The 13,488-nt window shown below is 29.7% G+C and carries 14 protein-coding genes; all 14 read right to left on the bottom strand.

Annotated features, from left to right (window positions below):
* Window positions 1-3: 3 nt before the first annotated feature.
* Entirely contained in the window at window positions 4-1,203 is a 1,200-nt protein-coding gene (locus ABDZ93_RS11320; protein WP_343826460.1) for a hypothetical protein, read from the bottom strand.
* Between the two features lie 104 nt (window positions 1,204-1,307).
* Entirely contained in the window at window positions 1,308-2,177 is an 870-nt protein-coding gene (locus ABDZ93_RS11315; RefSeq protein WP_343826458.1) for a hypothetical protein, read from the bottom strand.
* Window positions 2,178-2,231: 54 nt separating this feature from the next.
* Complete coding sequence (locus ABDZ93_RS11310) at window positions 2,232-3,083, bottom strand: GNAT family N-acetyltransferase (RefSeq protein ID WP_343826457.1); 852 nt, start codon at window positions 3,081-3,083, stop codon at window positions 2,232-2,234.
* A gap of 83 nt (window positions 3,084-3,166) precedes the next feature.
* Window positions 3,167-4,009 carry an MBL fold metallo-hydrolase gene (locus ABDZ93_RS11305; protein WP_343826455.1) on the bottom strand — a complete coding sequence of 281 codons (843 nt, stop codon included), beginning with the start codon at window positions 4,007-4,009 and terminating at the stop codon, window positions 3,167-3,169.
* 181 nt (window positions 4,010-4,190) lie between these two features.
* Entirely contained in the window at window positions 4,191-4,649 is a 459-nt protein-coding gene (locus tag ABDZ93_RS11300) for a GNAT family N-acetyltransferase (protein WP_343826453.1), read from the bottom strand.
* Window positions 4,650-4,693: 44 nt separating this feature from the next.
* Window positions 4,694-5,230, bottom strand: coding sequence for a GNAT family N-acetyltransferase (locus tag ABDZ93_RS11295; protein ID WP_343826452.1), 537 nt, complete (start codon window positions 5,228-5,230; stop codon window positions 4,694-4,696).
* A 19-nt stretch (window positions 5,231-5,249) separates the two neighbouring features.
* Window positions 5,250-6,023: a GNAT family N-acetyltransferase gene (locus tag ABDZ93_RS11290; protein WP_343826450.1), complete on the bottom strand. Its 774-nt coding sequence runs from the start codon at window positions 6,021-6,023 to the stop codon at window positions 5,250-5,252.
* Window positions 6,024-6,069: 46 nt separating this feature from the next.
* The gene (locus ABDZ93_RS11285) at window positions 6,070-6,501 is read right to left on the bottom strand and encodes a GNAT family N-acetyltransferase (RefSeq protein ID WP_343826448.1); all 432 of its coding nucleotides are present in this window, start codon (window positions 6,499-6,501) and stop codon (window positions 6,070-6,072) included.
* Between the two features lie 166 nt (window positions 6,502-6,667).
* Window positions 6,668-7,144, bottom strand: a complete 477-nt coding sequence (locus tag ABDZ93_RS11280) for an ASCH domain-containing protein (RefSeq protein ID WP_343826446.1) — start codon at window positions 7,142-7,144, stop codon at window positions 6,668-6,670.
* Window positions 7,145-7,646: 502 nt separating this feature from the next.
* Window positions 7,647-9,434, bottom strand: a complete 1,788-nt coding sequence (locus tag ABDZ93_RS11275; protein ID WP_343826444.1) for an ABC transporter ATP-binding protein — start codon at window positions 9,432-9,434, stop codon at window positions 7,647-7,649.
* 20 nt (window positions 9,435-9,454) lie between these two features.
* Complete coding sequence (locus tag ABDZ93_RS11270; protein ID WP_343826442.1) at window positions 9,455-11,200, bottom strand: ABC transporter ATP-binding protein; 1,746 nt, start codon at window positions 11,198-11,200, stop codon at window positions 9,455-9,457.
* A gap of 407 nt (window positions 11,201-11,607) precedes the next feature.
* A complete protein-coding gene (locus ABDZ93_RS11265; RefSeq protein ID WP_343826440.1) occupies window positions 11,608-11,766 on the bottom strand; it encodes a hypothetical protein in 159 nt (52 codons plus the stop codon).
* 262 nt (window positions 11,767-12,028) lie between these two features.
* A complete protein-coding gene (locus ABDZ93_RS11260; protein WP_343826439.1) occupies window positions 12,029-12,535 on the bottom strand; it encodes a GNAT family N-acetyltransferase in 507 nt (168 codons plus the stop codon).
* Between the two features lie 119 nt (window positions 12,536-12,654).
* On the bottom strand, window positions 12,655-13,071 hold the full coding sequence (locus ABDZ93_RS11255) for a hypothetical protein (protein ID WP_343826437.1): 417 nt from the start codon (window positions 13,069-13,071) through the stop codon (window positions 12,655-12,657).
* Window positions 13,072-13,488 lie beyond the last annotated feature (417 nt).

Here is a 13,488-nt window from a genome sequence, read left to right as displayed (position 1 = left end):
AAATTATTTGTATTGACTATATATTTTCATACTCCTTAGGTATCTGCCTTCTTGTTCACTACTGTAAGGCTTAGCTACAATTTCTCTTCCTATTAATTCTTCATTAGCACGTCCAAATATTTGATGCCAAAGTTCATTTCCTACTTCCTTTATACTCACTTTATGCTTAATTGCCGTTAAACCCTTGGAATATTTCTCTATGCTACTTAATGTATTTTTTACTGTTTCAAGGATCTCTATAAGAATAATTTCACCTATTTCGGTGGCTATTTTCATATCTTTTTCTTGAAATATAGGTACATTACAATATAATTTATTATCTGTTTCATCTATGTTTATGTAGTCGATCTCTTTAAGAAAAATTGCTAACTCTTTATCTTCACTTGACAACTCATTATAATTAGTTACTTCACTAAAAGTTCTCCACATTAATTGCCCACATTTTTCTGCAATGTCTTTATTAACATTATCTATAATTTTTATATATGGTAGATTTGTATCTTGGAAAGGAGTTGAATTTTTAATACTCTGTTGTGTCATTCTAAAAAATCTATACATATCTTTACGTACTCCATTAGAATCTCCAAAACTATTAAAGATAAAATTATTGCTACCATAATTATTGCTACTACATAAAAGTTTATTGCTATAACTATCAACAATATAGCTGTCTTCATATCCAATTATCATATAATTCCTATTACCTGGCTGAAGCTTAGAGCTATTAAATACATTTCTTTCTTCAAAAAAATCAAAGGCAATTCCATCAAAAATCATGTCGCAAATTATATGATATAGTAATCTTTCTTCATCAAAAATCTTATAATTTGATAAATTTTGAAGCTTCTCAACTACTAAAGGTTTTATCTTAATAATACTATCTACTATTTGCTCTCCCACATTCTTTAGATATACATCCATGATTTCAATATCACTCTCTAAAAATACTGGAAAGTTTATTTTATATTTATCTTCTTTTTGTTCTATTACATTTATTCTTTTTAAATTATTTATAATACTATTCAACCTATAATTATCAATATTTATAGATTTACTTATATCCTCCTGTGTTATTGAAAATGCCTCATTTTCTGCAATGATATATAATATTTCTGATGCAAAATTTTCATCACACACATATGCAGGGTTATATTTATCGTAAACTCCTATATCACCAAAATAATATAAGTTTAATCTTTTCATATTATTCCTCTTTTCTTTTACGCCTTTAATAAATCCTTGTTTTTTACTTTTTAGCATATTGTAAAAGTTATTTCCTACTCTTGAGATTATTACTATTTAAAAACTTAACTTTTTAAATAGCTTAAAACTTCTTTTTCTATAAGTTTAAAATCCATAGTTGCTATATCCTCTATTACATATCTCTTACTTAATTCACCTATTAGCTTAGCTCCTAAGAAATACCCCACATCACTAATACCTAAAACTTTAAACCAATCACCATAAAAATCTCTAGTTCCTTTTTCTTTCTCCTTTAAAGCTTCTACATATTTTAATTTAAGTTCTTTTTCTAAGCTTTCACAGTTAATGCTCCACTGCTCTCCCCTAGAATCAACGATACTCTCTCCTAATACTTGTTGAAAATATTGGGCAAAGCCTTCCTCATATATATTCCAAATTCCTTCATTATACTTACTCTTATCTACCTGCTTTGGTAATTTTGACTCACCTCTTATTTGGAAGTGAACTACATGACAAAGTTCATGACAAACTAAAGCATCTATTTTCTCATCCTGTTGCCATCCAAGCTTTGCAATCTTATCAACACCAAAGAGCATAGCTCTTTTCCCCTCATATTCATCTACCCATCCAGCAGAATTTAATAATCCCCTATATAGCACTATATTTATATCCATTTCAATATGAAATATAGCCTTAACTTTTTCTTCTATACCATTAAAAGTGTTTAAAAGATTCTTATAGCCTTCTATCATATTAGGGAAGTCATCCTCAGATCTATTAAATACCATAGTTAGTCCCATCTTCTTCCAGTTATACCCTTCTGATTCATAGTCTTCTTTACATTTTCTCCCCATCTCTGGAAAATTACTATTGTAAAACTTCTCCCATAACTCCATCTTTTCCTTAGGCTCTTTATTTAAGTTTTCTTCCATCAATCCCATATAATCCTTAAAAGTATCTATAATGTTTATCATCCTAAGTCACCTAGCTTTCTAAAAATTCTAAAAATTACTCTCTCTCTTTAATCCCTACTGAACAATTCTATAATCAAAATTATCTTCAATAATTTTATATCCTATCTTAGCGTAAACCCCATTAGATATAGGATTACGTTTATCTACAAAGAGGCTACAGAACTCATTTCCTCTTTCTAAATATAATTTACTTAAGCTATAAACTACAGCAACTCCATAGCCCATGCCCCTCTTTCTAGCATCTGAGTAAACTAAACTAACAGAAATTCCTTTCTTTAATTGTTTTGTAAATGCTGCCATAGAAACTGGCACATTATTTTCATCTTCGAAAATATATATAGCTCCATTTCTAATTCTAGCAACTAGCTTTTCTATAAAGTTTTCTACAACCATGTCCTCATTTAAAGCTTCTTTACCAAATTTAATATGCCAATCTATCACTAAATCTAAATCCTGCTCTGTAGCTTCTCTAAAGTACCCTTTAGGCAATGTAACAGAATTTAATTTTCTCAACTCCATAATATCCATGGCTAAGCGTTCCTTAAACTTACATTTTGTTTTTTCTTCATAATATTCAATAAATTTATCACAAACTTTTTTATTAGCATTAATACCTACTATATTAATTTTATTTTCTATCAAATAATCAACTAATGCTTTAATAGCATTATCGTATTTTTCTTTTAAATTGTTTATTTGCAAATTATATGGACTCACATTACAGAAAACAAGGGATACTCCTGACTCATCTTCTACACGCCCAAATAAAACATCACTATCAGTATCTTTTTCTCTATTTACATATCCATTAAATAGTATTAATTGATTTACCGCTTCATTATCTAGAAGTATCTCTTCATTAATGTTTAAAAAATCCTTAACCTTATCATATATAACCACCTTCATAATTTTCTTAGTATGAGACTTAACTCATACTAAATACACCTCCTTTTTCTATATAAATGATTTGTACTCTTATTGAATAAGTTTTATAATTTTATTACCATTCCATCGTAAGCAAAGCTAATATCTTCATAATGATTTTGTAACTCTAAATAATCATCATAGGATTTTCCCCAATCTTCCTCAAGATGTGTCATTATAACCTTTTTTATATTATATTTATTCTTTAACTCCACTATCTCATCCATTACAAATAATTCTTTTCTTAAAGGATTGTTCTCTTCTAGCTTAAAGTCACCCTTTAAGACATCACCAATCACCGTATTACCTATAATCATCACATCAGCCTCTTTAAAAATTTCATTCTTTTGGAAAGGCTTAACATCACAAGGAGCATATATAAGTTTCTTTTCTCCTTCTTCAAAAACAAACACTGTAGCAGATTCAGCTTTAATTAGAGTTATTTTTATTTCGCCTATTTGTATTGAATCATTAATCACACGTCTTTTTATTAAATTTCTTATTTTTTCATAGTAGTCAAAATATGAGCCATGCTTTGAGCATATGGAATTTAAATCCTCCATTACGTGCTTCATAGCTATAACTTCTATAGGACTATCACATTCTATTCCTTGGGAAATATTTAGCCAATTTAGTCGAAGCTGTTCAAACACTCTCATCCCAAGGGTATGATCTGGATCCATATGACTATATAAAACTCTATCTATTTCCTTAATTTGTCCATAATTTAAGCTTTGAGCAATATCCTCTGGGGTATCTATAAGTAGCTTAGCTTCTTCTAAATATAAGCTACATCCAAATCTTGAATAGGGATTTCCCTTCTTTCTCGCCTCCATACATACTCTACAACAACAAAGTGGCTTTGGTAGAGCAACACATCCTCCACTACCTATTATTTTAAAAATCATAGTTATCCCTCCTATTTTCTCTCTAGCTATAATTAGATTTTTTATTATATATGTTTTAATAAAATTTCTGCATTAAATTTACTTGTAATCTTAGATCACATTAGGGGATATTAGTTAATAATTCGTGATATATGAATATTGTGAATTAATATAACTTCTGATTATGCTTATTTTGCGGGAGTTAGAGGAACTTATTCATTGATGTATAATTTGATACCCGAAATCCAAGACTTTCATATAATGGTTTTCCTTTTTCAGTCGCCATTAAATCAACTGCGGCAACGCCTAATAGCTTTGCTTCTGATAAAAGTTCAGTCATAACTTTCGTCGCAATTCCTTTTCCTCTATGTTGAGGGTATGTAAAAACATTGTATACCGTACCGACAAGATATGATGAAAACGCTATTAACGGAGGTCTTTCCACGATTGACATAAATGCAGTTGCTAATACTTCATTTTCATTCTCGGCAATGATAGCAATAAATCCCTTGTTAAGGTGTTGAGTAAAATATTCTTCTAACTTCGTTCTAATATCTTGCACTTCTTCCGAAGAAGAAACACCTTTTTCTGCAAACAGGTAATCCATACGAATCTTTATGAGGAGGTCAATATCCTCTATAACCATTTTTCTTACTTTCATGTTTTTCACCACCTTATATTTATAATCTTCCGTTCGCACTTTTCTTACGATTGCGACTTTCTCATCCATAATACTTTGACTTCCTCTCCTGCAATCTCGCCATCATATTCACTAAATACTTTAAAGCCTGATTTCTCATAAGTTTTTATGGCTCTTTTATTAAATCTAGCTACTCCTAACCTTACATAATCGCCTTTATATTGATGATATTCTACTGCAAAATTAACACAAGCAGAAACAAATTCTTTTCCTAAACCTATTCCTGTTAAATTAGGTTTTAACCCAAAACCAACCCACATTTCATAAATTACATCAGGATTATCTTTCACGGTATCCATATCAACATAACCATCATCCTCTGAATCTTCTTCAATTTCTCTAAAAAAATTTATAGTTAATTCCCCTACTAAAATTTCTTTTTCATTTAAAACTGCAAATTTACTGAAACCCCAATCTTTCTTTTCCAGTAAATCTTCTGCCTCATTACAATAATCATATATGGAATATTCATTTTCATATTTCCATTCATTAATCATTGTTTTTGCATAATTATCATTCATAGGTACAAACTTAAACTTCATATTAAAACTCCTTATAAATCTATCTTATATAATTAACATAATAAGTATCATATGCTTCATCTAATACATATCCAAGCTTTTGAGCTAACTTAACAGACTCAAGATTAGCAGCATCCCAACTAGGATACTTACCCTTGCTAATGCAGTCTAAAATTAGTGCAGCAGCTGCTATAGTTGCTAACCCTTTCCTTCTGTATTCTGGAAGTGTATCAACTTCAATTTCGATTCCTTCATCGTAAACACTATAGGATGACGCTGCTGATACAATCTTTCCATTATGCAAAATACAAAATCCCATGCCTATATCAATATAATCATCTATGGACTTAAACTGGCTTGTAAAATCTTCTGATAAATCTTGTAATGACGGATTTTTTGCTAAAGATTTATCCATTTTTTTTAACTCATATCCTTCAGGTAATGTTGATAGCAATGTATTTAAATGATCATCATCTAAATTCTTAATATCCTTTTTAAATCTATAACGTTGAAACTTTTCTATACGTCCCTTATGAATAATTTCTATACGATTTTTCCACTCTTCAGTATCCACGATAACTAAAATATTTTCAGGCAAATTATATAATAGTTCTTCTGCTTCCTTACTGTTAGGGTCTCCTGCATAAAATGCAAAAACCCCTACTATAACCTGTACAACTGTTGGTTTCTCAATATCATCAACCCATGCTTTTCCCATATGTCCTTGAAGGCATGAAAGAATAAGTGTACAATCTATATTTTTAAAAACAAAACATAAATTTTTTCTTAAATTATTATCCACTTCATAAATCATTAAAATTTTCTCCTCATTTCAATTCAAATATTTCTCTTAACTTCATTTATAATTTCTTAGTTAAAAAATACTCTTTATGTCCTTTAGGGCTATCCTCTAAAATTCCAAAAACCTTATATCCATTCTTCATATAAAAGTCTGGACCTTGAAAATCGAAGGTATCTAGATGTGCTATATGACATCCTTGACTCCTTGCTGCATCCTCTGCCTCCTCTAAAAGTATTGAGCCATATCCTCTATTGCGATACTTATCATTAACCCACAATGTGTCAATATAGAAGATGTGCCAAAACACTGAGTAAGCTAATATACCTCCTATAACTTCACCCTTTTCATTCTTAATACAACGATTTATCTTAATGTATGGCTCCTCTTGTTCAAAGGGTTTAGATAACTTGTTATGTTCCATAAGCATTTCATCAATATAATCTATTTCTTCCTCATTAGGTATTTCTATTTTGATATTTTCTTTATTCATAATTTATCTTTAGTGAAAGAATGTATTGTAAGTACCAATCCATCACTAAATCTATCCTCCTTTCATTTTATACACTTTTATGTGTCTAATAAGTTGTTAATTCGATTTATAAGAACGTTATATCTCAACAATAACATTACATATTAGATTTATTTTTGTATAATATCTATACTTGATAAACTACTTTAAAATCTTCAAAAACCACTAGCATATCATCACTGAACTCATACCCTAGCTGTTTTCCATCTTCCTTGAAGAAATGAACATGTCCCTCAACCCAAGATTCCAATGTATCATCCTCGCCCTCACGCTTACAAATGTCATAAGTAATATCTGAAAATGGAATAATTGTTATCTCAGTAGTTTCAATAACACATCGTGGTACCCCTTCCCAATCAGTGACAATACTTAAATCACCAACCTGAGGTATACGCTCGCCTTCAATTTCATAACTCAATAAACTACTTGCTGTAGCCCTCTTTTGCCCAATTAACACCAAACGTAACAGTTCATTGGCCCATTTTTCAGTTAATTCAAAATGGGATACCTCTAAACACTTTGTTTTTTCATTTCTGTTCGTTTCCCTCAAAAATGTTTTCCAAAACATATCAATTTTTTCTTGTGAATATTTTTCATTTTCCATTACTGCTACCTCCCTCTAGTTTTATACTAGATTTTTTGTATTATGTAGTAATCTTTACTAAAAATAATATAACTATTACGTCATAACTACATACTTCTAATTTTATTAAATTGCTCTCCTAACCTTTTATCTTCATCTTTAAGTTCTTCCATATCACTATCTGAACATTAATAATTGTTCTATTTTAATAACATTTCCCATATAGAAAAAATGCTGAAACCTGCATGAACAGAACAACTAGTTAACTAGTTATATAGTTATATATTTAAATAGTTATATATGGAACTACTTTCCTATACAAATAGTTCCATAGTTTCATATATAAATAGTTTCCTATGAAGCTATATAACTATTTACATAGCTCATAGGCAAAATTTAATTTTAAATCGTGCATTGAATCAGAAATAAATTTTATTTTCTTGAATTATTCACAAGGACACTCCTTTTCACTTTGTTCAAATGAGTAAGTTCCCAGATCTAAATCATAGATTTAGATGTTCACTTATGCTCCTTCATTTAAGAAACTGTACTGAGCCATGTATAAGTTATAGTAGAATCCTTTAAGTTTTAATAATTCTTCATGAGTTCCACTTTCTACAATTTCACCATCATCTACTACCATAATTTTGTCACAGTCTCTTATAGTTGAAAGTCTATGGGCAATTACAAAGGAAGTTCTTCCATAAAGTAATTTATTTATACCTTTTTGAACTAATATTTCTGTTGCTGTATCTATATTAGATGTTGCTTCATCAAGGATAAGAATTCTTGGATTTGCAAGTAATGCTCTTGCAAAGGATATAAGTTGTCTTTGTCCTACTGAGAGTCTTGAACCTCTTTCGTTAACTTCTGTGTCATATCCCTTTTCTAGCTTCATAATAAATTCATGAGCATTAACTGCCTTTGCTGCTGCTATGATTTCTTCATCAGTAGCATCTAATTTTCCATATCTTATATTCTCCTTAATAGAAGTTGAGAATAAGAAAGTATCTTGAAGCATTATTCCCATTTGGCTTCTTAAAGAATAAAGATTAACCTTAGAAACATCCTTACCATCAATTAAAACTCTTCCTTCAGTGGAATCATAGAATCTACTTATCAAACTAGTTATAGTAGTTTTTCCTGCCCCTGTTGGTCCAACTAAGGCGATATTTTCACCTGGTTTTATTTTAAAGTTTACATTGTGAAGTACCTGAACATCTTTTTCATATTCAAAAGAAACGTTTTTGAACTCTACTGCTCCCCTAATAGTTGGCATATCTTCACTACCTTCCATCTCATCAATGGTTGGTACTACATCCATAATTTCAAATATTCTTTCTGCTGCTGCAAAGTTAGTAACTAATGTATTGTAGTAAGAGGCTATATTTATAATTGGTCTCCAGAACATACTTGTATAGGAAATAAAAGCTATTATGGTTCCTATGGAAACTTCTCCTCTTCTAGCTAAGGTTGCTCCATACCAAAATACTATTATGGAACTGATTCCAAAGGACATATCTATAAAGGACCAAAGCCAGTCATTATACTTAACTGCTGATAAAAATCCATCTCTAACCTCACCTACAGCTTTTTCAAATTTCTTTGTAGTTTCTCCTTCAAAGGTGAAGTTTTGAATAATCTTTATTCCTGAAAAGGATTCATGGGTAAATCCATTTAGATTGGAACGTTTTTGTCTAAACACCTGCCATTTAGCTCTGGATTTTACCATTATTGTAGATACTACAACCATAAGAACTGGTAAAATTACTATAGAAACTATAGCTAATTTCACATTCATTACAAAAAGTATTGCTCCTATAGCTATAAGATTTAACCCCTGTGGTATAACTGTAGTAACCGATTTTGAAAACAACTCTGAAAGAGAATTTACGTCTCCAACAACCCTAGCTAAAATTTTTCCTACTGGTCTATCATCAAAGAAGGAAAAGGATAGCTTTTGTATATGCACATAAAGCTCCTGCCTTATGGTATGCAATATGCTATGGGTAGTTCTATTCATTTGATAGGTAGATAATTTACTAGCATACATACCTATAACATTTATTCCTACTAGCCCTAAACTTATAACTATAAGTCCTATCACATCTTTTACTTCTATATAATTATCTATAGCAATTTTTAAAAGCATAGGGCTTAAAAGCCCTGCTCCCATTACTATTAACATAAGAAAAAGTACTAAGGATACTTTTAATTTATATGGTTTTACATATTTTATTAGTCTAAGAAGTATCTCTCTACCCTTTAAACTATTAATTTTTTCGTCTTGATTAACTGAATTCTTCGCCATTTTAGCACCTTCTTTCTTTCTTAAAAGTTAGCCACATCTTCCTCTGATAACTCTAAGAAATCCTTAAATTGAGTTTGGTATATCTCAAAATATTTACCTTTTTTACTTAAAAGTTCTTGATGATTTCCTCTTTCTAGAATCTTTCCATCCTCCATATATAAAATCACATCTGCATTTTTTACAGCTGATATTCTATGGGCAATGATAAAGGTAGTCTTCTTTGTATCTCCATGATATAGATTTTTAAGTAATTGATACTCTGTTTCCATATCTAAAGCTGAAGTGGAATCATCTAAAATTAAAATTTTACTATCTCTTAAAAGAGCTCTAGCTATACATAATCTTTGCTTTTGACCTCCTGAGAGTCCAAGACCTCTCTCACCGATCAGTGTGTCATAACCATCTTTAAGTCCATCTATAAATTCCTCTACACAAGCAAGTTCTACAGCCTTTTCTAATTCTTCTCTAGTAGCATTGCTCTTACCATACTTAAGGTTATTTTCAATGGTATCAGAGAATAGGAATGAATCCTGTGGAACTATAGAAATACTATCTCTTAAGGTTTTTAGATTTAAATCCTTAATGTTTATTCCATCTAAAGTTATTTCTCCTTCTGTAACATCATAGTTTCTTCCTAAAAGCCCCATTAATGTAGACTTTCCTGAACCTGTAGTACCCATTATAGCTACTGTAGATCCAGCCTTAATATTAAGATTTATATTATCTAATACATTCTTTTCTCCATAGGTAAAAGATATATTTTTAAGGGATAACTCCCCTTCTATATTTTCTGGAACAATTCCATCCTTAGAGTTTTCAATCGTAGTACTTACCTCTAAAATGTTATTTATCTTTCCTGCTGAAGCCTTAGTTCTAGAGAATAGATTCATAAGCCATCCAAACTCTCTCATTGGCCATATAAGCATCCATAAATAACTAGTAAATGCTACTAATTGACCTACTGTAATCTTATTGTAGATTACTAAAATCCCACCTACACAAGTTACAAGAACTACAGAAAGATTTCCTAAGAACTCCTCTAGTGGGAAGAACTTAATCCATATCTTTGTATGTTCCATTTGTAAATCAAAGTTTTTAGAATTATACTTTAAAAATTTAAGAATTTCATGCTTTTCTCTTCCAAAAGCCTTAACTAACTTAACTCCAGCAATGTTTTCTTGTGCTGTAGTATTTAACTCTGCAATATGGTCACTTATTCTGTCATATACATCATCAATCTTCTTTTCAGATTTTATTGTGATATATGCAATTATTGGCATAGTAGAAAGAGCTACTAATGTAAGCATTGGACTTATCCTTAATAATAGAACTGAAGCTATACCAAAGTAGGCTATATTTTCTATTAAAAGTCTAAAACCAAAACCCATAATGTCCATTATATTATCTGCATCCTCTCCAACCCTTGACATTAATTCACCTGTGTTTACTTTGTCAAAGTAAGAGAAGGATAAACCTTCGATATGCTTAAATAAACTTTCCTTTACTTCCTTGGAAATGGTTATTCCTAAATAATCAAATAAATACTCCTTTAAATATCCAAAGAAAAACTTTATTAGTGATATACATCCTATAAGAAACAATATTTTATTTATAATTTCATAATTTTTACCACGAAGTACATCATCTATAAATATTTCAGTTATATAGGGAATTGTTAAATCTGCTGAAATTACCAGAATCATTGAAACTATACCAAATATAGCTACCCCTAAATGATTTTTTACATAGCTCAAGATTTTTTTCACTTGAATCCCTCCTTGCAATGTGGTTATTATAATTAACCTCTTATGTTTTAATGTGTTAAATTAGTATTTGCAAGCCACCTCTTAGTCATAAAACTTCCTCCCTTTTTACCATATAATCCCCAACCATGTTAAACTCTGCTGTCTATAACTTTGCTATAGATATAATTAAAAATAAAAAAGTCATAGTCCTATACCTCTTGGTATATAGGACTATGACTTAAACCATCTATAGCGTGAATAATACTAAGGAATGAATCCTCAAATATTAAAATTCATTTTAGGCTTATGTATATCTTTATCTAGATAAAAACTTAACTTAGTAAAAATATTTATATTAAAAGCCTTATAAATATATAAAAAGTCCTAGGTTACCCTAGGACTTTTCTCACAAAATAGTATGTTAAAAATCAATCTTTTAAACCTATATTCTGAGGTAGGGTAATATTCCAAATATTAAATTGTAAAATGGGATTATTTGCACCATTAATATTGCCAGCGCCAATATTGACTCTAGCATTAGCTCTATTTATATTCATTTCACTAACTACTAATAAATTATTTAACATGTTCCTACCTCCTTTTTTAAAATTTATTTTCTAGTATTATTTAGTTTTACTAATTTTTACTACTCTTTTATTATATACAATTAATATAAATAATGTCAATAACTTTTTCTAAATTTTTTGAATTTATAAAATATACCCTCTATTCAATATAATCTTATGAAAAATAGCCACTATTAAATAGTGGCTAAGAAATCAAAATTTTAAATGTATAAACCATATTATATATTAAAATTTTACCTATTATTTAAAATATAATTATAAATTAAAATTCTGATGCTAAATCAGTTAATGCTTTATCACATACTCTATATACAGTCCATTCATCCATTGGTATTGCTCCAAGTTGCTTATAGAATTTTATTGATGGTTCATTCCAGTCAATACACCACCATTCAAATCTACCACAATCTCTTTCTACTGCTAGTTTAGCTAAGAAAGAAAGAAGAGCTTTTCCCATTCCTTTACCTCTCATTTCAGGTCTTACATATAAGTCTTCTAAATATAATCCTGGCTTACCTGTGAAGGTTGAGAAGTTGTGGAAGAATAGCGCAAAGCTTACTGGTGTACCTTCATACTCTCCAATTACTACTTGTGCTGCCTTTCTTACAAATAATGATTCCATTAAAATTTCTTCAGTAGCAACTACTTCATTTAAAAGCTTTTCATAATCCGCCAATTCCTTTATGAATCTTAGAATTAAAGGTATGTCCTTTTCTTCAGCAAACCTTAAATTATAGTTTTCTACTTTAGTTTTTATTATTCCTTCCATGTTAAAATCCCCCTATAAATTTCTTTATATTTTGAAAATTTATCTCATGTGTAGTCATTGATAAACCTTCTTCAATTATCTTAACCTTTTTTATGGGAGTTTGTAAACATGAAAATCTATTATTTAAATTTAGATAAATCCCATTTACTTGTGGTAGGCCTTTCCTTTATCTCTTTAGAAACATTTTTTATTAATAGTACAAAAGCTATAAATGATATCCCAGACACGGCAGTGTATCTTCCTATATATTCTTTCTCGCTACTAATAGTTTTTTCAATAGCTACTATATCTAGACCTTCATATTCTTCTTTTTCACTTGTCCTCATATATTCTAATGTGTCCTCTGATTCTATTAATTTTACTCCAAGAAAAGCTCCATTGCCTGCAAACCATACCATCACACAAAGAAGTATAGCAACACATGCATTTTTAAGGCCACTATTAGATAATTTGTAATTAATAAGAATATTTTTTAACATATAAATTACTGATACCACTATCAAAAGTATGTTCAAAACTGTTAATACAATACTCATATAACCCCTCCTAGCTTTTAATATAATTATACCATTTATGGAATGATATATATAATTAATTTATTAGCAATGAGTAAATCATATGTATTAATCTATGCCACTAAACCTATCACTCCTACTTGAACTTGAGACTTTTATTCCTTAGATTGTCTCCATGATGAACATGTATAAAAAAGGGGCTTTCGCAAAATATATTACTAATCTTATATAAAATATTGAAGATGCACTTTAATATTATTGTTAGCAAATGCCATTTGCAGGAATATTAGATTTACTTAGTATTTATGAATGGTAAAATCGTAAGCAACACAACTTGTTTGAGTGTATATGAGTTGTTGTGTTGTAGATTTTTTTAATAAATGCTTTAGTAAATCAATATTCCGAAACGGCTGAGCATTAATAATATAAGTGCTTATT

Origin of the sequence: Clostridium subterminale (assembly GCF_039521425.1) — a bacterium.
Lineage (GTDB): Bacteria > Bacillota > Clostridia > Clostridiales > Clostridiaceae > Clostridium_J > Clostridium_J subterminale.
This window is presented reverse-complemented; position numbering and strand designations above follow the sequence as displayed.